Source organism: Xenorhabdus santafensis, assembly GCF_033949405.1.
GTDB classification, from domain to species: Bacteria; Pseudomonadota; Gammaproteobacteria; order Enterobacterales; family Enterobacteriaceae; genus Xenorhabdus; species Xenorhabdus santafensis.
Genome location: NZ_VCDN01000003.1, coordinates 45,231 through 70,226, shown reverse-complemented (window position 1 = coordinate 70,226; position 24,996 = coordinate 45,231). Strand labels below are relative to the sequence as shown.

Annotated in this window: 19 protein-coding genes; 15 read left to right on the top strand and 4 right to left on the bottom strand. The window is 42.0% G+C overall.

Translation table 11 applies throughout. The annotated features are described in order from the left end of the window. Nucleotides 1–235 precede the first annotated feature (235 nt). Complete coding sequence (locus tag FE392_RS00840; protein WP_319928338.1) at nt 236–1,000, top strand: SDR family oxidoreductase; 765 nt, start codon at nt 236–238, stop codon at nt 998–1,000. A gap of 89 nt (nt 1,001–1,089) precedes the next feature. Here FE392_RS00840 and FE392_RS00835 read toward each other — a convergent pair whose 3' ends face one another. Continuing rightward, complete coding sequence (locus tag FE392_RS00835; protein ID WP_319928337.1) at nt 1,090–1,917, bottom strand: MurR/RpiR family transcriptional regulator; 828 nt, start codon at nt 1,915–1,917, stop codon at nt 1,090–1,092. 253 nt (nt 1,918–2,170) lie between these two features. On the opposite strand from FE392_RS00835, the gene FE392_RS00830 reads away from it, so the two are divergent. From FE392_RS00830 to iolB, 10 genes are all read left to right on the top strand, one after another. Then, entirely contained in the window at nt 2,171–3,682 is a 1,512-nt protein-coding gene (locus tag FE392_RS00830; RefSeq protein WP_319928336.1) for a CoA-acylating methylmalonate-semialdehyde dehydrogenase, read from the top strand. A 23-nt stretch (nt 3,683–3,705) separates the two neighbouring features. Next, nucleotides 3,706–5,640: a 3D-(3,5/4)-trihydroxycyclohexane-1,2-dione acylhydrolase (decyclizing) gene (gene iolD / locus FE392_RS00825; RefSeq protein WP_319928385.1), complete on the top strand. Its 1,935-nt coding sequence runs from the start codon at nt 3,706–3,708 to the stop codon at nt 5,638–5,640. Between the two features lie 359 nt (nt 5,641–5,999). Further along, nucleotides 6,000–6,986 carry an inositol 2-dehydrogenase gene (iolG, locus tag FE392_RS00820; protein WP_319928335.1) on the top strand — a complete coding sequence of 329 codons (987 nt, stop codon included), beginning with the start codon at nt 6,000–6,002 and terminating at the stop codon, nt 6,984–6,986. 311 nt (nt 6,987–7,297) lie between these two features. Continuing rightward, a complete protein-coding gene (locus FE392_RS00815) occupies nt 7,298–8,992 on the top strand; it encodes a solute:sodium symporter family transporter (protein ID WP_319928334.1) in 1,695 nt (564 codons plus the stop codon). 30 nt (nt 8,993–9,022) lie between these two features. Beyond that, a complete protein-coding gene (locus tag FE392_RS00810) occupies nt 9,023–10,900 on the top strand; it encodes a DUF294 nucleotidyltransferase-like domain-containing protein (RefSeq protein ID WP_319928333.1) in 1,878 nt (625 codons plus the stop codon). After that, nucleotides 10,897–11,613, top strand: a complete 717-nt coding sequence (locus tag FE392_RS00805) for a 3'-5' exonuclease (protein ID WP_319928332.1) — start codon at nt 10,897–10,899, stop codon at nt 11,611–11,613. The genes FE392_RS00810 and FE392_RS00805 overlap by 4 nt, the downstream gene beginning before the upstream one ends. Before the next feature lie 164 nt (nt 11,614–11,777). Next, nucleotides 11,778–12,911: a Gfo/Idh/MocA family protein gene (locus tag FE392_RS00800; protein ID WP_319928331.1), complete on the top strand. Its 1,134-nt coding sequence runs from the start codon at nt 11,778–11,780 to the stop codon at nt 12,909–12,911. Nucleotides 12,912–13,048: 137 nt separating this feature from the next. After that, on the top strand, nt 13,049–14,968 hold the full coding sequence (locus FE392_RS00795; RefSeq protein ID WP_319928330.1) for a bifunctional 5-dehydro-2-deoxygluconokinase/5-dehydro-2-deoxyphosphogluconate aldolase: 1,920 nt from the start codon (nt 13,049–13,051) through the stop codon (nt 14,966–14,968). A 151-nt stretch (nt 14,969–15,119) separates the two neighbouring features. Continuing rightward, nucleotides 15,120–16,010, top strand: a complete 891-nt coding sequence (gene iolE, locus FE392_RS00790; protein WP_319928329.1) for a myo-inosose-2 dehydratase — start codon at nt 15,120–15,122, stop codon at nt 16,008–16,010. Between the two features lie 20 nt (nt 16,011–16,030). Next, a complete protein-coding gene (iolB, locus tag FE392_RS00785; protein WP_319928328.1) occupies nt 16,031–16,861 on the top strand; it encodes a 5-deoxy-glucuronate isomerase in 831 nt (276 codons plus the stop codon). Between the two features lie 148 nt (nt 16,862–17,009). Here the strand turns inward: iolB and FE392_RS00780 are convergent, their stop codons facing one another. Further along, nucleotides 17,010–17,705 (bottom strand): helix-turn-helix transcriptional regulator, encoded by a 696-nt coding sequence (locus FE392_RS00780; protein ID WP_319928327.1) that lies wholly within the window; start codon nt 17,703–17,705, stop codon nt 17,010–17,012. A gap of 412 nt (nt 17,706–18,117) precedes the next feature. Between FE392_RS00780 and FE392_RS00775 the strand changes: the two genes are divergently transcribed. Together FE392_RS00775 and FE392_RS00770 are read left to right on the top strand one after the other, a co-directional pair. Next, on the top strand, nt 18,118–18,732 hold the full coding sequence (locus tag FE392_RS00775) for a helix-turn-helix domain-containing protein (protein ID WP_319928326.1): 615 nt from the start codon (nt 18,118–18,120) through the stop codon (nt 18,730–18,732). Beyond that, the gene (locus FE392_RS00770; RefSeq protein ID WP_319928325.1) at nt 18,716–19,573 is read left to right on the top strand and encodes a queuosine precursor transporter; all 858 of its coding nucleotides are present in this window, start codon (nt 18,716–18,718) and stop codon (nt 19,571–19,573) included. The genes FE392_RS00775 and FE392_RS00770 overlap by 17 nt, the downstream gene beginning before the upstream one ends. A 906-nt stretch (nt 19,574–20,479) precedes the next feature. Here FE392_RS00770 and FE392_RS00765 read toward each other — a convergent pair. Then, nucleotides 20,480–21,346, bottom strand: coding sequence for an AraC family transcriptional regulator (locus tag FE392_RS00765; protein WP_319928324.1), 867 nt, complete (start codon nt 21,344–21,346; stop codon nt 20,480–20,482). 118 nt (nt 21,347–21,464) lie between these two features. Further along, nucleotides 21,465–22,817, bottom strand: coding sequence for a molecular chaperone (gene yegD, locus FE392_RS00760; protein ID WP_319928323.1), 1,353 nt, complete (start codon nt 22,815–22,817; stop codon nt 21,465–21,467). Nucleotides 22,818–23,531: 714 nt separating this feature from the next. Here yegD and trxA point away from each other — a divergent pair. Beyond that, entirely contained in the window at nt 23,532–23,861 is a 330-nt protein-coding gene (gene trxA / locus FE392_RS00755; RefSeq protein ID WP_319928322.1) for a thioredoxin, read from the top strand. A gap of 347 nt (nt 23,862–24,208) precedes the next feature. Further along, a complete protein-coding gene (locus FE392_RS00750) occupies nt 24,209–24,994 on the top strand; it encodes an alpha/beta fold hydrolase (protein ID WP_319928321.1) in 786 nt (261 codons plus the stop codon). Nucleotides 24,995–24,996 lie beyond the last annotated feature (2 nt).

The window sequence follows — 24,996 nt, the reverse complement described above, 5'->3', positions numbered from 1 at the left end:
AAAACGAATTGAATTTATTTTTCTTATTCACTCGATGAATATTGATTGGTGTTTGTAATCATTCCAAATATGAATATATAGAATGCAATCATTCCCATATTTTATAAATTGGAATGCGATAATGATGACCCAATAAGCTAAAAATAATAGAAATGTCTACGTATGATGGCTTTCTCAACAACAAAGAAACAATTCCTCAGCCAGCTTTGTCACTGATATAAGGAAAGCCAAGATAATGTTTAATCAAGTCAATGAGTCGAGCAAGTTGAAAGGTAAACGCGTTGTAGTAACCGGTGGCGGTCGAGATTTTGGGCAAGCGGTTTCTGTTTGGTTGGCTCGTGAAGGCGCACATGTTGATCTTTGTGCCCGTCAGTTATCCAGTGCTGAAGCGACATGTGAAATCATTCGCAGTGAAGGCGGCTTGGCGAGGGGGTATCAATGCGATATGAATGAGCCCAACTCTGTGAGTAAATTTGCCAGTCAATTACAACAAGATCAGAAACCGATCGATATTTTGATCTTGAGTGCTGCTCAATGGCTGGAAGGGTATTTGGGGGAAAATGACAGCGATGCTGATATCGTCAGTACAATCAATTCAGGAATAACCGGCTCTATCTTGCTAACCAAAGCGTTATTGCCGAGCCTGCGCCAATCTCAAGGCGCTGATATTGTTGCAATGGTATCTAGTTGTGGCATCCCTCAGTTTCACGACTCCGTTGCCCATCCTGCATTTTTCGCAGCCAAACATGCAATGAGCGGCTTCAGTCAGAACTTGGCCCATAATCTGAGTAAAGAAAATATTCGTGTCACGGGGCTTTATCCACCTGATTTCCAAACCAACGGATTTGATGAAGTATTGGATGAAAACCAAAAAATGGGTGAACAAATGCTGAATGCGCGCTCAGTGTGGGAAACCTTAAAGTTTGTTATCACCCAACCCCGTAGCTGCCACATTAAAGCGATTTATTTCCAAGGCCCGTCGTTTAAGGATTTTGAATAACCTTGATAGAACCATTGCGGTAATAATTCTGTGTGATAACTGAATATGTTAGCGTGGCAGTTATTCTGACTGCCACGCATTGTCTGACCTTAATCTCCCTGTCGATATGCCAAAGCTACTGCCAATGATTGCACCAGACACAAGGTTGCAGATTGAGAGCGAAATGCATCAACTTGTGCTTCTTTCACCACAAAACAGACATCACTGAAACTCGCCAGTGGACTAATTTGGCTGTCAGTAATCACGATTTGTTTTGCCCCTGCTTTGGCTGCCCTCTCACTAACCATCACTGTTTCTTCCGCATATGGTGTAAAACTGATAGAAACCACGACATCATTTGAGCCGATCATATTCATCTGCTCACGGAACATGCCACCTAAACCATCAATCAACATTGGGCGGCATTCCAAATGGCTGAGTGCATAAGCAAAATATGACGCCACACTAAAAGAGCGACGCAATCCAATAATGTAAACATTGCGTGCTGTTGCCAGCAGATTGACGGCCGTATTTAAATCTTCTGCTGAAGCGCGGGCAGCAAGTTGCTGCATCGCTTGTGCATTGGAATGGGCAAATTCCTGCAAAATATGCAGTGGTTCTTCCGGTATGTGATGGTCTTTGTCCAACTCCTTGAACAGCCGTGCCCGATCGGTATAACTGGCTGTCTCCTCCACCAAATTCATGCGAAACAACTGTTTCATTTCATTGAACCCACTGAAATTAAAGGCATTGGCAAAACGAATTAAAGTGGAAGGAGGGACGTCGGCTTCTTTGGCGATAACAGCAACAGTGTCAAATGCGACACTATTCGTATTATCCAGTACATATCTTGCAACTTGTTGTAATCTTTTACTCAACTCACCATAACGTGAGCGTACTTGATCTTGCAGTTCATTCAGGTTAGATGCTGTAGGCATAATCCCCCCATAGGAAATTGTAATGAAATAGATAATTCATTCACCATCAGGCAATTATGCTTGATACGAGCGAAGATATTCACAAGTTGCCACTGTGTAATGAATGTAATTGCGTAAAAATAGCGTGTTGATCACATTAATTAAAGTGCATTTCAATTTTTATTGAAAATGAAATATATATTTCATATATCTGTAGCCATCATGATTCAAATCTTAGTGATCCTAATCGTCATCGTATTTAGAGAGGCTCAGAATGGAACAGGTTAAAAATTTTATTGGCGGTCAACTCATTGATAGTAAAAGTAATCGCACTTCACCTATCTTTAATCCGGCGACAGGGCAAAAGATCCGGCAGGTTGCTTTAAGTACGGCTGATGAGACGAAACATGCGATTGAATCTGCCCATCTGGCCTTTCAAAAATGGTCAAAAAACTCCCCGCTAAAACGTGCCAGAATTATGTTTAAATTCAAATCATTGCTTGAAGAAAACCACGATAGGCTGGCACGCCTGATTTCAGAAGAACACGGGAAAATTTATTCTGATGCGGTAGGGGAGCTGACCCGTGGTCTGGAAGTGGTTGAATTTGCATGCGGAATCCCGCATCTGCAAAAAGGGGAACATTCAGCGAATGTAGGGACGGGCGTTGACAGCCATTCACTGATGCAACCCTTGGGGGTTTGTGTTGGTATCACGCCATTTAACTTTCCTGCGATGGTTTCAATGTGGATGTTTCCGATAGCATTAGCGACAGGAAATACTTTTGTTCTGAAACCGTCAGAAAAAGATCCCTCCCTTTCCATTGAACTGGCGAAATTATTGCAACAGGCAGGCTTGCCGGATGGGGTATTTAATGTTGTGCAGGGCGATAAAGAAGCTGTGGATGTATTACTGACTGACGCGCGTGTTCAGGCCGTGAGTTTTGTGGGTTCAACACCAGTTGCGGAATATGTTTATACCACCGCATCGGCACATGGAAAACGCTGTCAGGCATTGGGGGGCGCGAAAAACCACAGTATTTTGATGCCAGATGCGGATATGAATATGGCTGCAAATGCCATCATCGGGGCAGCCTTTGGTGCGGCGGGGGAACGCTGTATGGCTTTGTCTGTCGTTTTGGCCGTTGGGGATGAAATTGCGGATGAATTGGTCGGAAAGCTCCAGCAACAAATTGCCCATATGTCAGTTGGTGCTGGGATTACCGAAGGCAAAGAAAATGATATGGGGCCGGTCATTTCTGAACAGCATAAAGCAAAAATCTGTGACTATATTTGTAGTGGTGTCGAGCAGGGGGCAACACTCTTGGTTGACGGGCGTGGGTATCAAGTTTCTGGCGGTGAGAACGGTTATTTCGTAGGGCCGACGTTATTTGATTATGTGACACCGGACATGAAAATCTATAAAGAAGAAATTTTTGGCCCTGTACTTGTTGTTGTCCGGGTGCCGGATTATGACACCGCCTTAACTTTGATCAATCAACATGAATATGGCAATGGAGCGGCCATCTTTACCCGTGATGGTGAAACTGCCCGCCAATTCAGTGAAGATGTTCAGGCTGGCATGGTAGGCATCAATATTCCCATTCCCGTGCCAATGGCATTCCACAGTTTTGGTGGCTGGAAACGTTCCATCTTCGGGCCACTCAATACTCATGGCAATGATGGCGTACGTTTTTATACCCGGATGAAAACAGTCACCAGCCGTTGGCCTGCCAGCGTGCGTCTGGAACACCACGAGAGCCATTTCGTGATGCCAACAATGGAGTAACGATTGCCATGACGAACCTATCAATGAATACGCAAAAAATGACGATGGCCCAAGCGTTGGTCAAATTCCTCAACCAGCAATATGTACATGTGGATGGAAAAGAATATCCCTTTATTCAAGGGGTATTCACGATATTTGGTCACGGTAATGTGGTTGGGCTGGGGCAGGCATTGGAACAGGAACCGGGCCATCTGCGCATTTATCAGGGCTGTAATGAGCAAGGAATGGCGCACATTGCGACAGGGTTTGCCAAACAGAAAAAGCGTCAACAAATATTCGCGGTTACCTCTTCGGTAGGGCCGGGTGCGGCTAACATGGTAACGGCCGCAGCCACAGCAACCGCTAACCGGATCCCATTATTATTACTGCCGGGAGATACGTTTGCATGCCGTCAGCCAGATCCTGTTTTACAGCAAGTGGAACAATATGGTGACGGTACCATCAGCACCAACGACTGTTTTCGGCCGGTATCCCGTTATTGGGATCGAATATCCAGGCCAGAACAACTGATGGCGGCGATGATACATGCCATGCGGGTATTGACCGATCCCGCAGACACCGGCGCGGTGACTATTTGCCTTCCACAGGATGTACAAGGGGAAGTCTGGGACTATCCTGATTATTTCTTCCAGAAACGGGTTCACCAAATTGAACGCCGCCCGGCATCTCAGTCTCGCATCCAAGATGCGTTGGCACTTCTTCAACGTAAGAAAAAACCGTTGTTGATTTGTGGTGGTGGCGTACGTTATTCAGGTGCCCACGATGCTTTCCGTCAGTTTGCTGAAACATTCAATATTCCATTTGCAGAAACCCAGGCAGGAAAAAGTGCGATTGTGGCAGCACATCCGCTGAATTGCGGTGGTATCGGCACGACGGGTTGTCTGGCTGCCAATCTATTGGCAAAAGAAGCTGATTTGATTATCGGTGTCGGGACGCGTTTCTCAGATTTTACCACCGCCTCAAAATCGCTGTTTCAGCACCCGGAGGTAGAATTTCTCACCATTAATGTCGCAGAGTTTGACGCTTGTAAATTGGATGCAGTGGGAGTGTTGGCGGATGCCCGTGAAGGGCTGAATGCTATTGCGGATAGGCTGGCAAAAACGACATGGCATTCGGGGTGGCAGGACGAAATTGCTCAGGCCAAAGCCGCTTGGCAGCAGGAGTTGCAGCGCTTGTTTTCCATTCAATATCAGCCCGGATTCCGGCCCGAAATAGCAGGGCATTGTGATGATAAGTTAGCCGAATACAGTGAAGTATTGCAGACTGATTTAACGCAAACACGCGTGCTCGGCTTGATGGATCAATATCTGGAACCGGATGCCATCATTGTCGGTTCGGCTGGTTCCCTGCCGGGGGATTTACAGCGTGTTTGGCAACCCAAAGAACCTGATACTTACCACCTTGAATACGGCTATTCCTGCATGGGCTATGAAATTGCAGCATCACTGGGAGCAAAGCTTGCCAGCCCAGAACAGCCGGTTTATGCCATGGTTGGAGATGGTTCTTACCTGATGCTTAACAGTGAGTTGCAAACGGCCATTCAAGAAAATATCAAGATTACTGTATTGCTGTTCGATAATGCCGGATTTGGTTGCATCAATAACTTACAGATGAGCCAAGGGATGGGAAGTTTCGCGACAGAAAACCGTTACCGCAATCCACAAAATGGGCGTTTGGATGGGGCATTGATGCGGGTGGACTTTGCAAAAAATGCAGAAAGTTACGGCTGCAAGAGTTATCGGGTGCACAATGAACAACAATTGATAGCGGCTTTGCAGGATGCGAAAACGCAGTCATGTGCAACGTTAATTGATATTAAAGTACTGCCAAAAACGATGACTCATGATTATGAATCATGGTGGAGAATAGGCACCGCACAAATCGCTGATAACCCGGTAATTACAGCATCGGCGGAGAAGATTAAAGAATATGTTGAGGGAAAAGTTCGCCAATATTAATCCCTTACTGTCTTGATATAACCCGAGATTCATCGGGAATCATTTTATATGGGTAAATTAAGCGGAATATGAGGAAGTTGATTACTTTCCCTATTTCGCTTATTTAGCCACGAAATTTATTTTCCATGATTTATTTTTCATGGCCGTTATTCCTTACCGCATTACGCTTTGAAAAACACAAAAACCTAACAATTTGAAGCAACAAAGAAAATTATCAGAAAGCAAGGCCGCTGAATGGTAGTTATATGAGCTGGCTCTAAAAAATAAATTTTTCAAATAAAACAAAATTGAAATAAATATTTTGTTTGATATATTTTTATCCACACCAAAAGCAGATACTAAGGTATCAAGGAGCATTCATGTTCAATATTGCGTTATTTGGCGCTGGGCGAATTGGGCAGGTTCACGCTGTTAACATAGCAGGCCACAAAGAAACATGTCTTTATTCCGTAATAGATCCCAATCAAGCAAATGCGGAAGCATTGGCACAAAAATATCAGGCTAAAATACAATCTATTGAAGAAGCGATGGCAGATCCTCATGTTCATGCAGTCTTAATCGCATCAGCGACAGACACACACGCGGATTTAATAGAGCTTGCTGCTCGGCACAACAAAATGATTTTCTGCGAGAAACCGGTTCACCTTGATCTTGAGCGGGTTCGTCAGTGCCTTGCGGCTGTGAAAGAATATCAGGTTCCTCTCTTTGTCGGGTTTAACCGTCGTTATGATCCTCAATTCCGTCGGCTGAAAAACCTGTTCAACGCAGGTACAGTGGGTAAGGCAGAATCTTTGCTCATTACTTCCCGTGATCCTTCTCCCCCTCCAGCGGAATATGTCCGGGTATCTGGCGGCATGTTCAGGGACATGACCATTCATGATTTTGATATGGCTCGTTTTATCATTGGCGAAGAGCCATGCGCCATTTATGCCCAAGGAAGCAACCTTGTTGATCCGGCCATTGGTCAGGCTGGGGATATTGATACCGCGTTTATTGTCTTGAAATTCCCGTCAGGGGCGATGGCAACCATTACCAACAGCCGTCGTTCAGGCTATGGCTATGATCAACGTCTTGAGTTGCATGGTGAAAAAGGTTTGCTGACCGCCGGCAATATCAAGGAAAACAGCGTTGAGTTTTGGGGCGAGGATGGTTGTGTTGCCGCGAAGCCAGAATACTTTTTCCTGCAACGTTATCGCGAAGCATATATTGCAGAATGGAACCATTTTGTTGATGTCATGGCTGGCAGAGCTGTTCCTGAAACCTGTGGCACTGATGGAGAACAAGCGCTTTACCTTGCAGATAAGGCTTTAGAATCTTTGCATTCAGGTAAAGAAATCAAATTATAACAAATTACTATAACGAATTTTTATACCCGGTCTTTATGAAAAGTACAGTCGGAACATCCATACCCATAGGATTTCAAGTTGTCGCTTGATTGGCTGCATTTTGAAAGTTGACCGGTATATTTCATCAAAATACCGTGCCTGTTCCGGCAACCATAACTATGGCAAACAAATTTTATAAATGTTTCGTCATTTCCACAAATAAGAATAGGAAGACTGTTTTTATAAACCAATAAATAGGAATTGGTTTTCAGAAATTATCTTTCCTGTTAACTCGTTATTGCCTGAAACCGTTAATCAGGGTGGAGGATCACATGTTAGCTTTTCTTTCTTTTATCGGTTTTACTCTATTGGTGGCAGGGACTGCTTATTACAAAACACGAAACAAACACTTAAGTGATTCTACAGAGGGTTATTTTCTTGGCGGGCGTTCCCTGACAGGAATATATATTGGCAGCTCCATGTTATTAATGAATCTGTCCACAGAACATTTAGTTGGCTTAAATGGTTTGGCATTCAGGACGGGGTTTATTGTTATGGCTTGGGAAGTTATTGCAGCATTAACAATAGTCTTATTTGCTACTTACTTTCTGCCTAAATATTTAAAATTGGGTATTTCAACGATCCCGGAATATCTTGAACGTCGATTTGATAAAAATACTTTACTGATAACATCAATTCTATTTTTGGCGATGTATGTCATTTCACTTTTACCCATTGTGTTATATACCGGTGCCATCGCACTGGAAAGTTTATTTCAGGTCTCACAGGTTTTTCAGGTCGATAAAACAACTGCACTTTGGATTATGGTTTGGGGTGTTGGCGGGCTTGGGGCAATCTACGCCATTTTCGGAGGAATCAAAGCAATAGCCGTTGCAGATACCATCAATGGCGTTGGTTTAATTGTCGGTGGTTTGATGGTTACTGCTTTCGCTTTATTGTATGTCGGGAATGGCGATGTGTGGAAAGGGCTGACTGATGTTTATCAAGCCCATCCGGATAAATTCAATTCCATTGGCAGTGAGGATTCACTGGTACCATTTTCAACGTTATTTACAGGGTTGATTGTCTCAAACATGTTTTTCTGGTGCACCAACCAATCCATCGTACAAAAATCATTGGGAGCCAAGAATCTGGCGGAAGGGCAAAAAGGTGTTCTGTTGTGTGCCCTGTTCAAGCTCATCATTCCTTCCATCATTATTCTGCCGGGGATCATTGCATTCCACATCTTCAATGGTCAAATTGATAACCCTGACAACGCTTACCCGGCATTAGTACAATTGGTACTGCCTAAAGTTTTGGTTGGTTTTTTTGCTGCCGTGGTTGTAGGTGCCGTCTTTTCGACATTCAGCGGCGGGCTGAACTCTTCCGTGACATTGTTTACCGTGAATATCTATAAGCCTCGCATTAATCCGAATGCAACTGAAGCCCAGACTGTGGCAGTCGGCAAATTCTTGGGGATTGGGCTGGCGTTGGCAACCATGATTATTGCCCCGCTCGTTGCCAATGCCCCTGATGGCCTGTTTTATCTGATTCAGCAACTGCAAGGGATTTTCAATGCCCCAATCCTGAGTGTGGTACTGGTTGGATTGATGACAAAACGTGTTCCAGCGATTGCAGCAAAATTGGGGCTTCTGTTCGGTATGTCTGCGTATATTATTTGTAATTTCGTCCTGAAAATCGATATTCATTTTTTCCACTTGGTTGGCATTCTCTTCGTCTTAAATGTCATTTTCATGCTGATCATCGGGCATTTCTTCCCGGCTGAATCCTATCAAGAAGTCTATACCGAGCAGGTAGACATCACGCCGTGGTCAATGGTTAAACCTATGGGATTGCTAATTACTTTGGCTGCGATTTCTATGTATGTTTTCCTCGCCCATAACGTGCCGACTTATGCGATGGCAATTTATTATCTCTTCGCTGCGGGTATCTTGGGCTATGTTTTCTTTCAAATGGGCAAGGTTCTGTTTAAAAGGCCGATTGCAGCAAATTCACCGGGAAAATAAGCCAGCAAAGTAATAGAGAAAGGAGCGGAAATGGAAGCATCACTGATCCCCAATGTGCGGGAATTCCTTGTTAAACGAGATCCTTTTGACAAGCTGCCTGAATCACTGCTGGATATGATTACCAGACAGGTAGAGATCAGTTACTTGGTACAGGGAGAAACTTTGTCAGAGACAGATATTGTCGGCAAGGGGTTGTATTTGGTGCGTACCGGCGCTGTTGAACAACGTCATGCCGATAAAACCCTGCGGGCAAGGTTGGGAGCAGGAGATGTTTTTGGTTTCAGTGTCCTTGATAAAATGCCGGGGCAGGCGGGGCTTTATTATGTAACAGCGATAGAAAACACATTGCTGTACTGTATTCCCCGTGCAACGTTAAAACAGGCGATGACAGAAAATGAGACTGTCCGCCATCATTTTGCCTGTGAAGAAGGGGAACGTCTGGCTTTCCGGTATCAGGACAACGCCCTTTCTGCCAATAACGTTCTGTACTTAAAGCCGATTTCCACCATTCAAAATACCGTAATGGTTATCGTTACGCCGGATGCCTCTATTCGATCGGTCGCCGAGAAAATGGTGGCGCAACACCGTTCATCCGCATTGGTTATGTCACAGGGAAAATTGCTCGGCATTGTCACGGACAGAGATTTAACCAAGCGGGTTGTTGCACAAGGCGTAGATATACGAAACCCCATCTTTTTGGTCATGACTAAAAATCCGGTTACGGTATCGGTCAATGAGCCGATTATCAGTGCGATTGAGCTGATGATGCAGCATAACATCCGCAGCTTGCCGGTCATGGATAACCAGCGGGAGCGGGTCACGGGGGTACTGACCGCAACGAGTCTGGTACAGAAAAACAGTATTCAGGCGGTTTACCTCATTAGCCGGATTTATCGGCAGGAGAGTGTATCGGAATTGAAGGCACTGGCATTTCAGCGGCAAACTGTTTTTGAATCACTGGTGGATGCCAACGTTCCTGCTTTGACTATTCAGTTGATGATGTCGATGATTGCTGATGCCTTTACCAAGCGACTGCTGCAATTGGCAGAGAAGCAGCTTGGCGCTCCTCCTTGTGGATATTGCTGGTTTGTCGCAGGTTCGCAGGCTCGGCAGGAAATGCATTATCTATCAGATCAGGATAGTGGTTTGATCTTGGCGCGTGATGTCAACGAACAGGAAATCAACTGGTTTCGTCAATTCAGTGATTTTGTTTGCTATGGCTTGGAGGATTGCGGCTATGCGCTCTGCCCGGGGCACATGATGCCGACTAATCCTAAATGGTGCCAGCCGCTTGCCCGCTGGAAGGAAAATTATCGGCAATGGTTGCGGCATCCAGAAAGTGAATCATTGCTTCATTTCTCTGTTTTTCTGGATATTCGCTTTCTTTATGGTCAGTCCAGCCTGTTTGAATCACTTGTCTTTGAAGTAAAACAGAATTTACAGGATCACCGTCGCTTTTTATCCATTTTGGTGGCGAATTCATTGCGAGTTAGCCCGCCACTTGGCATATTCCGCCAATTCGTGCTGGTTAAAAATGGTGAGAATCACAGTGTATTCAACATTAAAAAACAAGCGATTAATTTATTGATTGAATTGGCACGTGTTTATGCCTTGGATGCTGGAGAATTACTTTCATCTACTGCCGAGCGGCTGAAAGTGGCAGAAAATGCAGGGATCATCAGTTCTGCCAGCCATAAAGAGTTATTGGAAGCTTATACTTTTATCAACCAAGTGCGTTTCAACTACCAGCGCCAGTCCCTCAATCATAGGCAGGTTTTCAGCAACCAAATAGCGCCAGGATTATTGACTCAATTTGAGCGCAATCATTTAAAAGATGCGTTTCGCATAATCTCCCGTACCCAAGAAGCAGCATTGCAGCGTTATCATGCCAAGGGAATATTGCAATGATTGGTCGCTTAATATCCCTGAATGATCCCTTGAATGCATTGCATAAACGACATCGGAAAATGCGTCAGGCAGAAGGAATAATGCCGATTTTGAAGACCTTGCTGGCACCGCCATTGGCAAAAGGAAGCAGTGAATTGCCAGATCTTGATATTTTGGTGGTGGATCTTGAAACATCGGGATTAGATCCAGATCGAGATCAGATCTTAAGTATTGGCATGGTCACCATCCACCAGCTAAAGATACCGCTCAGCAGTGCGAGGCATTGCTTTTTACTCAACCCCTCATCAGTTCGGGCCGAATCAGCGGTTATTAATCACATTACCCCTGAACAACTCGATGCTGGGCTGACATTGGCACAGGCGCTGGAACAGTTTGTAGAGCAGGCCCGGGGCAAACTCTTGCTTGCACATGGGGCGGCCATTGAAAACACCTTTCTTGCCCAAGCATTCGGGGTTAAATCATTGCCACTGGTCTGGCTGGATACAATGATGATCGAAAAGTCGCTATCGCATAACCGGGGAAATGTTTTAGGAAATTACACTCTCAGCCATGTACGTGAGCATTACGGATTACCCTCGTATACTGCCCATAATGCGTTGAGTGATGCCATCGCTACTGCCGAATTATTTCTCGCCCAAGTAAAACTCATCTTCCCCGATACACCGCCTGTGCTAGCACCGATTTACCGTCGTTCAGTAAAGGCAACGGCATAAATGACAAGTGAATTTGAGCCTGAAGGAATGCAATTGTTTTCATATCGTTAATGCAAAAATTCCTACCGGATCACGAATTGAAACTTACGTTTCTTTTTAAATTGAAAATGAAATAAATGTTTCGTATAAAGAATGAAAGTGATAGGGAATGGATAATTAATAGCATGAAAGAAATTCGAATCGGGTTGATTGGTACTGGCTATATTGGCCGGGCTCATGCCATTGCTTACGCACAGGCTCCGACAGTATTTCCGTTAAAAGGACAGTTAATACGTGAAATGGTGGCTGACATTAACGCAGAGCGGGCTTGTGAGCAGGCAAAATTACTTGGTTTCAGACGCTCATCAGGCGACTGGCGCGAATTGGTCGCTGATCCGAATATTGATGTTGTTGATATTTGTACACCTAATTACCTGCATAAAGAGATGGTGTTGGAAGCCATTAAACATGGGAAACACATCTACTGCGAAAAGCCTCTGGCACTGAACTCACTTGATGCAAAACAGATGGTGGAAGCCGCCGCACGAGCAGGTGTTAAGACATTGGTTGGCTTTAACTACATGAAAAATCCGACGGCACAATTGGCGAAAGAGATTATTGCCAATGGTGAGATTGGTGATGTTGTGCACTTTTACGGTACTCACAACGAAGATTACATGGCGGATCCTCTCAGCCCGATCCACTGGCACTGCTTTAAAGAGCAGGCAGGGTTAGGGGCATTGGGTGATCTGGCCGCCCATATCATCAATATGGCGCAGTATCTGGTGGCCGACATCATGACTGTATGTGGTGATATGGAAACCGTAGTGAAAATGCGCCCTGAACAGGTGGGTTCTTCAACTTTGGTAGCGGTAGAAAATGAAGATCAAGCTCATGCAATGGTGCGTTTTAATACCGGGGCGATGGGTGTCATTGAAACTTCCCGCATCGCCTGTGGCCGGAAAATGGGGCTGACTTATGTTGTGACAGGTACAAAAGGCACCCTGAGTTTTTCGCAGGAGCGCATGGCTGAATTACAGCTTTATCGCCACGATGATCCGGCAAACCGCCAAGGGTTCAAAACGATTTTAGTTGGGCCAGAGCACCCTGATTATGCTCCGTTTTGCAATGGTGCAGGGCATGGCATTGGTTTCAATGATCAAAAAACAGTGGAAGTCAGGGACTTGATTGATGGCATCGCGTTGAATCAAGACATGTGGCCTGATTTCACTGAAGGTTGGAAAGTTTCGCGCATTCTGGATGCTATCGCCCGTTCTCATCAGGAGAAACGTTGGGTTCACGTGACCGAGATTAATTAATTACCGTCATCCAGAACTAATAGCCAAAAAATATTCATGGTTGCCTCGGAGGCTGAAAAATCCAGGGGCCGGAAAAATCAAAGGTTCAGCAAAATAAAGAGTCCGGGAATATACCGCATTCGGAGAGAGGTGAATCAATGGAGCAGCATAAAAAGTTTGACGTTATCTGCATGGGACGCATTGCTGTTGATCTGTATGGTCAGCAAATTGGTGCCCGCTTGGAGGATATGGGGAGTTTTTCAAAATATTTGGGTGGCTCCTCAGGAAATGTAGCTTACGGTACTGCGCGCCAAGGGCTGAAATCCTCTATGCTGGCACGGGTTGGTGATGAGCACATGGGGCGTTTTCTTCGTGAAGAGCTGGAACGTGCAGGTTGTGATACCAGCCACTTGATTACCGATAAAGAGCGGCTTACGGCCTTGGTTTTACTGGGCATCAAAGATAATGAAACTTTTCCGTTGATCTTCTACCGTGATAATTGCGCTGACATGGCGATTACCCGTAATGATTTCACTGAAGACTATATTGCATCAGCCCGCTGTCTGGCGATCACGGGAACCCACCTCTCCCATCCACAAACACGCGATGCGGTTTTGACAGCATTGCAATATGCTCGCCGCAATGGCGTCAAAACCGTCATTGATATCGATTATCGTCCGGTATTATGGGGGCTGACTTCACTTGGTGACGGAGAAACCCGTTACATCGATTCAGAACAAGTCACGGCACAACTGCAGGAAGTTCTTCCTCAATTTGATCTCATTGTGGGAACAGAAGAAGAATTTCACATTGCTGGTGGCTCCAAGGATACATTGCAGGCTTTGCGCCGCGTGCGGGAACTGAGTAAAGCAATATTGGTCTGCAAGCGAGGTGAACTGGGGTGCTCAGTGTTCACAGACAGCATTCCCAATACGTTGGATGAAGGCATTACTGTGCAGGGTGTCAAGGTGGAAGTCCTGAATGTTTTGGGGGCAGGGGATGCGTTTATGTCGGGCTTATTGCGCGGTTATCTTAACAACGAAAGTTGGGAGCAGGCTTGCACCTATGCCAATGCGTGTGGTGCCTTGGTGGTTTCCCGCCACGGTTGTGCACCCGCTATGCCGGATAAACGTGAACTGGATAATTACCTTACCCGTGTGGCAGAAGTTCCACGCCCAGATTTAGACTCACATCTTAACCACTTGCATCGTATTGGAAGTCGTCAAAAACAGTGGGGTGAACTGTGCATTATGGCGTTTGATCACCGCATCCAATTTGTCGAAATGGCGCGCAAAGTCAATGCCAGCCTTGAAAGCATCCCGCAATTGAAAACGTTGCTGTTCCGAGCCAGTCAGGAAGTGAGTGCAGAAGCGCATCTGGCTGGGCAGGCCGGAATATTGTGTGACAGCCGGTTTGGTCAGGATGTGCTCAATGCAGCGACCGGGCAAGGGCTGTGGATCGGGCGTCCGATTGAGCTGCCCGGCTCCCGTCCGTTGTGCCTTGAGCATGGCAATATAGGTTCCCAACTCATTAATTGGCCACAGGAACATATCGTGAAATGTTTAGTGTTCTTCCATCCGGAAGATAGCCATCCTTTGAGACTGGAACAGGAAAAAACTGTTCGGGAAGTGTATGCCGCCTGCTGCCAATCCGGGCATGAACTCTTGTTGGAAGTGATTTTGCCCGTTGATATGCCGCATTCTGACGAATTGTACCTGCGTGCACTCCAGCGTTTTTACAACCTCGGCATTAAACCGGATTGGTGGAAATTACCGCCGATGCAATCTGCGACGTGGGATCAAATCAGCATATTGATTGAACAGCGGGATCCGCATTGTCGTGGTGTTGTTATCCTTGGCCTTGATGCGCCGGAATCTATCTTAAAGGCAAGTTTTGATGCAGCGGCAGGTAAATCAATAGTAAAAGGCTTTGCTGTCGGGCGTACGTTGTTTGGCCAACCCGCATTAAAATGGCTGGCAGGCGAGATAGATGACGAAACGCTTATCCAGCAAATAAAAACTAATTACCACAATTTGATCCGTTATTGGCGCCAGCGTGGGGAACAATTTATTGAATAAAAACGCATCAGGGAACAAAAACTCAACTTGTTGAATAGCAATGCAAATAAATAGCAATGCGTACAGATAGTTATGTAAAAACAGTAACGTACACAAATCGATAATAAAACGAATAGAACATCACCTATTTCCATCTCATAGGAGAACCCTTATGGCAGTTCAACTTGGCATCAACCCCCTGACATGGACTAATGATGATTTACCTTCTTTAGGGGCTGAGACACCTCTGGAAACCTGCCTGACTGAAGGGCGGCAAGCGGGATTTGAGGGATTTGAGCTGGGTAATAAATTTCCCCGTCAGGCGCAGATCTTAGGGCCGATATTAGCTGCCCATGATTTGAAATTGGTATCTGGCTGGTATTCAGGTGAATTGTTGACACGCAGTGTTGAAGATGAAATTACTGCGGTTCAACCTCATTTGACGTTATTGCGTGAACTGGGTGCTAACGTGATGGTTTTTGCTGAAGTGACACACTGTATTCACGGCAATCAAGAACAACCTGTGCACCTTCGTCCACTATTTCCGGCCGGGCGCTGGCAAGAATATGGGGAAAAACTGACAGAATTTGCCCGTTATACACAGTCGCAGGGGGTTCAAATTGCGTATCATCACCATATGGGAACCGTGATTGAAAGTGCGGAAGATATCGACAATTTGATGATAAATACCGGTGAAGAAGTAGGGTTATTGCTGGATACTGGGCATTTAACCTTTGCGGGTGATGATCCTCTGGCAGTTGCAAAGCGGTGGTGCGGGCGTATTAATCATGTGCACTGCAAAGATATTCGCCCTGATGTGCTAAAAGATGTCAAAAATCGCAAAACCAGCTTTCTGGATGCTGTATTAAGTGGGGTCTTTACTGTACCCGGCGATGGCTGCGTCAATTATCCCGCTATTTTTGAAGTATTGAAGGCGAATAATTATAACGGTTGGCTTGTTGTTGAAGCAGAACAAGATCCAGCCGTCGCTCATCCGTTGACTTATGCAACAATGGGATATAGCAACTTGCATAAATTTGCTAAACAAGCAGGATTGATTTAAACACAGAGTTCGGAGGCTAAATGTCTAAGCTACTGTCAAAATATCATAAGCCTGATCAGGGCAAGCGAACACAACATATCACACCGGAAACAGCAAACTGGAAATATGTCCATTTTGCTGTTTATGAACTGGCAGTGGGGGAATCTATCACTTTACCGGCATCAGAGAATGAAACTTGTTTGGTGCTGGTGGCAGGGAAAGCGACAGTCATTACGCCATTGCAACAATTTGAGCATATTGGTGAACGCATGAGTCCATTTGAGCGCAAAAAGCCCTATGCTGTCTATGTTGCTCCTCATGAAGAAATAAAAATAGTCGCTGAAACGGATCTTGAGCTTGCGGTATGTCAGGCAAAAGGCCAAGGAAATTATCCCACTCGTTTAATTGCTCCGCAGGATATTGGGTCTGAACAGCGTGGCAATGGCAACAATCAACGCTATGTGCATAACATCCTGCCCGATGTTGAACAGGCTGACAGTTTATTGGTCGTTGAAGTCTATACCGATGAAGGATGTACCAGCTCTTACCCCAGCCATAAACATGATACTGATAACGAACCGCAAGAAACCTATTTGGAAGAGACTTATTACCATCGCTTGAACCCATCACAGGGTTTTTGTATGCAGAGAGTTTATACCGATGATCGTTCATTGGATGAAACTATGGCGGTTTATAATAAAGATGTGGTCATGGTGCCAAAAGGTTATCACCCCGTTGCGACAATCGCGGGATACGACAGCTATTACTTGAATGTGATGGCAGGCCCGACTCGTAAGTGGTTATTTACATGGGAAAAGGATCACCAATGGGTTAACAGCGAGGAATATGCCGCAAAGCACACGAACCGCTAGTGGAATAAATAAGAGTCGTGGAATAGAAAAAATAGTGAGATAGATAAGATAGCAAAATCGTTAAGATTTATGGGATCGATAACAAGAGATCGATAAAATGTTGCTCCCTGCTCAGGGAGCAACAGCTATCAAGCCGTCGTAAAATCAATCAGATAAAAAGAACCCCTTTCTCTATTAGACGCTCTGGAATATAACTATCCAATTGTAAATGCTGGCAAAACTCTTCAAATTGCTGTACCGAATGGACATCAGATTTTTGGTAGATGTTGTAGATCCTGTTTTCTATCGTTTTATGACTGAGGTTATATATTTGAGCAATTTCTTTATTTGAGCGTCTTTGTAGCATAAAAAAGATAATATCAAGCTCACCTTGGGTAAACAGGTTGGTATCCGCTGTAGTGGTGAGGACGCTGGGTTTTTGGCGATTGATATATGCCAAAGGAGAGAGACTACTTAATGGTTTTGCATTCCAAACTATCCCAATACACTCTTTTTCAGCGTTATATACGGGGAATTTTTCACTGATAAAGGGAGCCAAACTATTTTTTCCATACCAATAATGCGTTTCAATAATGGAAACTTTATCTTTTGACTCTTCCGTTCTCTTGTCATGTTCTTTCAAATCCTGTGAAAATTGGTCTTCAGACCAATTCGTAGGAAATTCACAGTCCAGTTTACCTTCAACATCAAAATCTTCTGGGGTGTTTGTATAAAGGTAAGCAGCCTTATTCATATAAATATGTCGGGATTCTGGATCTTTTATTCCCCAAGGTTCACTGAGATTTTCCATCATGGCGATTAGCCCTTTTAGATAGGGTTCATTATTTTTATAGGTTAAACTCATTTTTATCTCATATAATTTATATAGGTTAAATTTAAATATGAAAATAATAACGTTTGTATATAAGCCTCTATGCCATTGACCCCATGTTTAATCATCATCAATTTTGTGTGTGAATGAACAAATCGGTGCTAAAAAACACCAATATAAGCCATATCTTCTCTATATTTTGCTTTTTTAACATTCCTTGTTATCTGTTTTTTATCAATTTTAGTTAAAAAATAACTCATTAAATTAATATTTTCTATGAAAAATAATTTTGCTATATTATTAGATAATTCCATTTAAAACGAAATTGCTATCATTTTTACTGTTTTATGGCAAGAGTGTTTTTCACCCTTTTCTGTGCCTTCAAAAAGTGTTTAACCTGAAAATCATTATGAATTAACTGGTTGAGTATTTTTTGGGCGTTTGTATGTATAAGAAACAAAAAATGGAACACCTGAGAAAAAATCTACAATATTTGCTTGATTCCAGAGGGGAAACAAGAGTGTCACTCTGTGACCGAACGGGGCTTAATCGAACTACTATCTACAATATTTTGGATGGCAGGGTGCAGAGCGTTCATTCTTCTACAATACAGAAAGTCTCTAATTTTTTTGGGGTCTCCTATAGTGAGGTAGATACGACAGATATAGCAGAAAAAGAGCGTTTGGATGCGATTGTTTCTTATGAAGGAAATATGAATCCTTGTGCTGTTCCGTTATTTATGCAATCTGAGTGCACTTCCCCTGAATTTTATGATGGAAAAATTGGCTCTTTAATTGTCCAAAGAAAATTAACTTATTATTTTGGTACGGGGCCTAACATTGTTGCTGTTTTACTTGAATGTGATTTCCCGGGAAAATATAACGCAGGTGATTTACTGATAATTAAGAGAGGACATTATAATAACAGCCATCCAAAATTATGTTTCGATAAAAATCAGCAACAATTTTATATAAAAGAATGTAATGGCGAAACTATAAATAGTTTAATGGTGATTGGGGATATAATGGAAGAACGGTTTGGATATGGGAAAGAAATATAAATTATTGGGGTTTAATAGTCAGGATAATACAGCTAATGTATTAATTTTATCGACAGGAAAAGTATTAAAAGTAAATATAAAGGAGCTCGAGAAGAGTGAAATAGCGGATGATTTGGATAATCATGAGATAAAATCGCTTTATAGAAAATTGTACTCCAGTTTTCCGCATACACCTTCAGTTTATGAAATTGAAGAGCGTAATGAGAAATCCTGGGTTGTTTATTCGCTTTTGGCATTATTATTGACGATATTTTACACATTCAGCAACATAGCAGCAGCTAAACCAGTTTATATAGAATATCTTGATATTATTGTTACTCCAGGTACTTTTATTTATCCATTTTCATTTTTAGTCATTGACTTGTTAAGTGAATTTTATGGATTTAAACTGGCAAGAAAAGCAATATTCATGTCATTGTTTTCCAATTTAGTCATTGTCTCCTTGTTGAGCCTTTCAACAAGTTTACCGGCAATTCCGGGTTGGGAGTTAAATGAACAATACAATACGTTGGTGAACCATATTTTATCTGCAATATTGGCTTCCTCACTGTCATTTTTAGTTTCAGAATTGGTCAATTCTTATATCTTATGTAAATTGAAGGATATGACCCATTCTCGTTTCTTGGCTTTAAGGGTATTTTTCAGTACATTCGTTGCATCAATAATTGATAGCTTTGTTTTCTGTTTTATCGCGTTTTACGGAAAATTGCCGTTAAATCAAATTATTGTGATGATGATGGTGCAAATGTTAATTAAAATTTTCTTTGCTCTATTTAATGTTTTTCCTGCTTATGGTTCTCGCTATTTGTTTAATAGATGGGTTATTAAAGCTGTAAATTAATAAATATGGGGGAAACCCCATATTATGTCTTCAATGATATTCTTCCTCATTTTTTTATAATCAATATTTTTCATAATCAATGATAGCGACCGAAAATATTTCAATTTAGGCATAAGGAATGAACAATGGCCCGCATATGCCTGCCGTCTTTCAAATTGCAGTTTTGTCGGCTGTGCTCATTCACTTTCGATCACATAATTTTCTGTGTGATTGAAAAACAAACAGTTAAAGTTCGGCAAAAGTTAGCAGGTTAAAATAGAAGTATTGTTTGATTATTACACAATAGGTTATTTTTACATAGATTCATCACGTGAATGTTTATTCAACAAAGTGGTTATATTCATACAATTTGTATGGTTAATGGGCTATCAGCCCCGTCATTTTCTATTGAGAGTCCCTGTATTGACCAATTAAAAATATATTCATTATTTATCAACTGGATAGCTCTTTATTGTTTGGCATTTTATTTTGGCGATACCAAATTATGACATTCATATTCACCATGAAAATCACCATTTTTACTTTTATATGTTGATTTTAATATTTGTCTGGTGTATTAATTTCACCATCAAAACATAATTTTAAATTGATATATTGTCTAAATATTCAGTGAGGGGAGATAAATTCTCCTTCCTGTAGGCAAATTATCTTCATTATTTTGAATAGATAATTTTTATTCGTTCAGCACCAGGGTCATATTAGTTCGTTTTTTATGCTATAAATAGACAGTTTCTTGTTCGTGATAAAGATCAAGAAACTGTCTATTATCCACTCAATAAATCTTAATTTTCAGAGATACAGTAAGCAAGGATACATAGGTAAGATTGAAACTTGGAAAGCGCTTTCAATGCCTATTTTCATACCTGCACAGTTATAATTTTCTGTGGATATGAGGGCTTGAAACCGTTATACCAAAGGAAGATAAATATCCGTTACTGTTTCAGCTTCCGAAACGGTTGGAAATAATTTTACCCTTTCCAAAAATAGAGGGAAATCCCGAATTTCTTGGTTATTTTTTTCTAACCAATCTTTATATAAATAGTTAACCAGAGCGGTTATTTCATCATCTGAGCCAACGTGCCTGATATAAGCACATTTCCCGGATGGAATGGTGATTTTGGTTATTTTGGGATGGGTAATCTCAAAAGTGGCAGAGACTTCCACACATAAATCAAATTGGTACTCTTCTGGCTCTACTTTGTCCGGATCTGCATAAACAAAATTGAAAGTTCTGTATTTTTCGGGGGGAAGCCTGTTACTTACTCTCCACTCTTTGAACTCTCTGATGGTATTGCCAATGCTTGATGGTGAACCTTTGTGAGTCATCACTGCAACTGTTGTTTCAGGGAAATTAGCTAATTCAACTTTAATTAAGGGCAAGTTCTTATTCATCATTTCAGTCCTAATATCATGTATAATTTGATGTTGGCTATACCAGATAGACCAATCAGGTTTTTTCCTGAATGCTGTAGGACTTTGACCAATGACACTCTTAAATGCTTTGGAGAACGCTTCCGGGCTTTCATAACCACATGCAAGAGCAATATCTATAACAGAGTTATCACTAAATGCCAGAATATAAATGGCTTTTTTCAATCGTAACCGTCTGATATATGCGGCTGCACCAATACCGTAATTGGCAGAAAATAATCTGTGAAAATGGTATTTTGAACAAGCCGCAATAGCGCTCAAACTGTCTCCATCCATAGGAGAATCTATATTTTTATCAATATAATGAAGAAGAGCATTCAATCGTCGTTTAATCATTGTCATAATATCCAATCTATCTGGTGAACAGCATGTTATATGGCCTCCCATTTTTGAACATGATAATAATTGCGCAATGAGCAGCTTATTTTTACTGAACCAAAACCTGATTACAGACAGCCTATCAAGCAAAACAAATTTTCGCCCAACGAGCCAATCCTGTTGTGACTGAACCAAAGTAATTACCGCCAACCAGAGGAATTCCCGGCAATTCTTGCTCGACTGTCTGACGGAGAATAGGAGAACTGGCTGAGCCGCCTGTCATGAATATTACATCAGGCTTTGTGCCCCCTTGTATCACTGCTTCACTAACTAGTTTTGCCATTTTGTCTTTAGTGGATTCAATAGCGGCCACCATCTGATCGCGCTGAATGTTAATTTCAATTATTTCTGACAATAAATTTAATTTAACGCGGTGTTCTGATTGTTCAGAAAGGGCAATTTTGGCTTCTTCAGCACAGCGAACCAAGCTATACCCTAAAGTGTCTTGATATACCTGGATTAATCGGGCCAATTTTTCTGGCTCTTGGGCATCACGATGCAAAGATTTCAGTGCTAATAAATTTTGACGAGAGTAAAACTCTTTTTGTGCCTGTACGTCATTGATAGCAATTGGATTCCAGAATTGAGTCAATGGCATCTCAATGCCTGAGGTAACTTTGCTGCCCAAGCCAAATGGGTGCATTAATTGCTTGAAAGTCAAATTAATGTCTAAATCGTTCCCGCCAATGCGTTGACCGGTGTGAGCCAGTAAGCTGTCGCTGCGATCCGACTTTCCTTGCCAACTTGGCCCCATATTGATAAGTGAGCAGTCTGTCGTACCACCGCCGATATCAACTATCAGCACGGTTTTATTCTCTGTTAATGTCGATTCATATTCCAAACCTGCGGCGACGGGTTCAAACTGAAAGACAATATTGTGGAAGCCTGCACGCTTGGCTGCATTGAATAAAATGGTTTCTGCTTGTTGGTTGGATTTATCTCCCCCGCGCCCATGAAAGTTGATCGGGCGGCCAATGACAACGTCCTCAACTAACTGTTGTTTACTGGCTTCCACTTGTTTCTTGATATTTGTCATCATGGCGCAAACCAAGTCTTCAAAGAAGCTGATTTGGGCATCCCTGAGCCCCATAGCACCCAGAAACGACTTTGGTGATTTTACATAGTAAGTATCTTGTGGATCTTCTAAATATCGGCTCAATGCTTTTTGCCCAAAGACAAGATCATCAGAGACAAGCTCGATGCCTTCTTCACGGTTTGCCGCTATCGCATTGCGAAGAAGCTGTTCACCAATTTGATCTTTGGGGGTGATATTCCAGTGACGAAATAAATATTCGGAAACTGACTCTCGTGTTGGTGCGGCTAATGTAGAAGGCATATAGAAATTATCATTTTCAATTGCAATCAATTGTGGTGTATCACCGTTCATCTCAGCAGCCGCACAATTTGATGTTCCATAGTCAAAGCCTATAAACATTGTTTTCTTATCCTCTTTTATGGAAATTTTTTATGGAAAATAGAAAAAGGGCGCAGATGCTATCTTAAACTGACTTGAAACGCGAGCGTAAAATAAGAGTAGCAATAAAATAATGGAATTAGAGGCTAAAACTTCGAATTCTGTTTTATATATTTAACTTCATTTTTTCATTGATTTTAAATTCTGTTTTTAGTTTTAACCTATCAATACAATTGGTAATTCTTATCATAAATATATTATTTATGAATAAAACCCCATGCTTGCCACTTTAATTGATGCTAAGTCCCAACTCAAAATATGCACTTATTTTGTCTATTAAGTGTTTTACTTTATAAGGATTTTTTTAATTTCTCAATGCAGTAATATAGGGAAGTATCTTTTCTTCATTTTCAGCATAATATTGAAATAAAGTAGGGTTGGAGGTGAATTGGTAAGATATTTGCAGTTTTACCTAAAATTTTAATGTTATAGTTTGAAAATAAAGACTATTTTTCTTTATTGGATTAAGTTTAGTGAGTTAGTTACTTCATTAAACTTTCCCTTGGTGGTAAAAAATTCAGGTTGAACATGGTTGATATTATTTTCACATTCAATAGAATACTTAAACAAATTCTGCTTAATATATGCTTAGCCCATACGGACAAACTCCAGAACTGATTTATCAGGCTGAAATAAAAGGATTTTTAGGTGTAAATACCATTATGTGGAGAGAAGATGAGTAATCTAATTGAGCTTGTTGAAAACAATTTTGATAATGTGGTGAGTCCAGATACAGATGTTTCTGTTGTGAGGTTCTGGGCACCTTGGTGTGGTCCATGTCGTATGGTTGCCCCAATCTTTGAGAAACTGGCTGAAGATATGGGTGAGAGTGCAACATTTGGGGAAGTGGACATTGACGAAGCTCCTTCCATTGCTGCCCGTTATGGTATCCGCAGTATTCCAACAACTGTTGTGTTTAAAAACGGCAAACCCGTTGATGCAATGGTGGGTGTAGCATCACTTACCCAATTTAAGGATATGGTTTCAAAAGTATTAACTTCCTGACCTGTTAAGGTGATAGAAGTTAAATGTGATATAACGTGGTTGTGGCTATGGTACAGAGTGAGCTCAACCACGAATTGTTTAGTGTATTGTGCGTAAAATTGCCTTATCTAACACATTTCCATTTCTCAGGAAATATTATTCTCTTTCAATTAATATTCATTTGTGATTACTATATTAAGAATAATATCCTAGTTTCTCCCTTTCTTATTAATATCCATCACAAGCAATTTTTTGGTTTGTGTTGCCAATAATATTATTCTATATTGGCACAGTGATAATACGTATTGTTGATGTGGTTTTTTATATTTAAAAATGATAGATAAAAATTACAATGGGAAATAAACATTATGTACACTGTAAATAGCAACGGTTCCACAGTTAAATACAGGATGTATCCTGCCAATAACAAAGACCATGCTGAAACAATTATGTTTTTGCATGGAACAAACAGCGATGGAAATAGTAGTTTTTCCCATATAAAAAATGATTTTATAGAAAACCTAAATGTAGTTCTTCCTGATTATGCAGGTTCTGGGGAATCTACTTTGCCCCGTTCATTAGATATTGAAGGGCTGGCAGATCAAGTTATATCTATAATTGAAGATGGTAATTTTGATAAACCTATCCATTTGGTAGGAACCTCCTTGGGCGCTGTTGTTGCTGCCGTTGTTGCCGCCAAACAACCATCATCCATTAATAAATTAATTTTAACAGCAGCTTGGGCATCCAATGATGATACTCGATTTAATTTTTTGTTAAAAACTTGGTATGAGCTGGAGTTGCAAAATAAACGCATGGCAACTGCATTTGCTTTATCTCATGCTTTCAGCCCTCAGAAACTCTCTGAGTTTTCACATGAAACCATAGACATGATATGTAACAAAGAATCGAAAGGTATCGCAGAGAGAATAAAAATCGGATTAAGTGTAAACATAATGGAATATTTGGTGAAAATAAAATCGCCTACGTTAGTTATAGGGTTAACTTATGACACTTTAATACCGGCATACATGGTAAAAGAAGTCAGCTCACTAATCCCCAATAGCCTGTATGATGAAATTGAAAGTGGGCACGCGGTTCAAATTGAAAATCCACTTCCTTGGGTAAATAAAATAAAGCAATTTATAGCGTGATA

Excerpts from the sequence above, each read along its gene's own strand:
- FE392_RS00840 (WP_319928338.1), top strand. The coding sequence starts at position 236 with ATGTTTAATCAAGTCAATGAGTCGAGCAAGTTGAAAGGTAAACGCGTT.
- FE392_RS00835 (WP_319928337.1), bottom strand. The coding sequence starts at position 1,917 with ATGCCTACAGCATCTAACCTGAATGAACTGCAAGATCAAGTACGCTCA.
- FE392_RS00830 (WP_319928336.1), top strand. The coding sequence starts at position 2,171 with ATGGAACAGGTTAAAAATTTTATTGGCGGTCAACTCATTGATAGTAAA.
- iolD (WP_319928385.1), top strand. The coding sequence starts at position 3,706 with ATGAATACGCAAAAAATGACGATGGCCCAAGCGTTGGTCAAATTCCTC.
- iolG (WP_319928335.1), top strand. The coding sequence starts at position 6,000 with ATGTTCAATATTGCGTTATTTGGCGCTGGGCGAATTGGGCAGGTTCAC.
- FE392_RS00815 (WP_319928334.1), top strand. The coding sequence starts at position 7,298 with ATGTTAGCTTTTCTTTCTTTTATCGGTTTTACTCTATTGGTGGCAGGG.
- FE392_RS00810 (WP_319928333.1), top strand. The coding sequence starts at position 9,023 with ATGGAAGCATCACTGATCCCCAATGTGCGGGAATTCCTTGTTAAACGA.
- FE392_RS00805 (WP_319928332.1), top strand. The coding sequence starts at position 10,897 with ATGATTGGTCGCTTAATATCCCTGAATGATCCCTTGAATGCATTGCAT.
- FE392_RS00800 (WP_319928331.1), top strand. The coding sequence starts at position 11,778 with ATGAAAGAAATTCGAATCGGGTTGATTGGTACTGGCTATATTGGCCGG.
- FE392_RS00795 (WP_319928330.1), top strand. The coding sequence starts at position 13,049 with ATGGAGCAGCATAAAAAGTTTGACGTTATCTGCATGGGACGCATTGCT.
- iolE (WP_319928329.1), top strand. The coding sequence starts at position 15,120 with ATGGCAGTTCAACTTGGCATCAACCCCCTGACATGGACTAATGATGAT.
- iolB (WP_319928328.1), top strand. The coding sequence starts at position 16,031 with ATGTCTAAGCTACTGTCAAAATATCATAAGCCTGATCAGGGCAAGCGA.
- FE392_RS00780 (WP_319928327.1), bottom strand. The coding sequence starts at position 17,705 with ATGAGTTTAACCTATAAAAATAATGAACCCTATCTAAAAGGGCTAATC.
- FE392_RS00775 (WP_319928326.1), top strand. The coding sequence starts at position 18,118 with ATGTATAAGAAACAAAAAATGGAACACCTGAGAAAAAATCTACAATAT.
- FE392_RS00770 (WP_319928325.1), top strand. The coding sequence starts at position 18,716 with ATGGGAAAGAAATATAAATTATTGGGGTTTAATAGTCAGGATAATACA.
- FE392_RS00765 (WP_319928324.1), bottom strand. The coding sequence starts at position 21,346 with ATGACAATGATTAAACGACGATTGAATGCTCTTCTTCATTATATTGAT.
- yegD (WP_319928323.1), bottom strand. The coding sequence starts at position 22,817 with ATGTTTATAGGCTTTGACTATGGAACATCAAATTGTGCGGCTGCTGAG.
- trxA (WP_319928322.1), top strand. The coding sequence starts at position 23,532 with ATGAGTAATCTAATTGAGCTTGTTGAAAACAATTTTGATAATGTGGTG.
- FE392_RS00750 (WP_319928321.1), top strand. The coding sequence starts at position 24,209 with ATGTACACTGTAAATAGCAACGGTTCCACAGTTAAATACAGGATGTAT.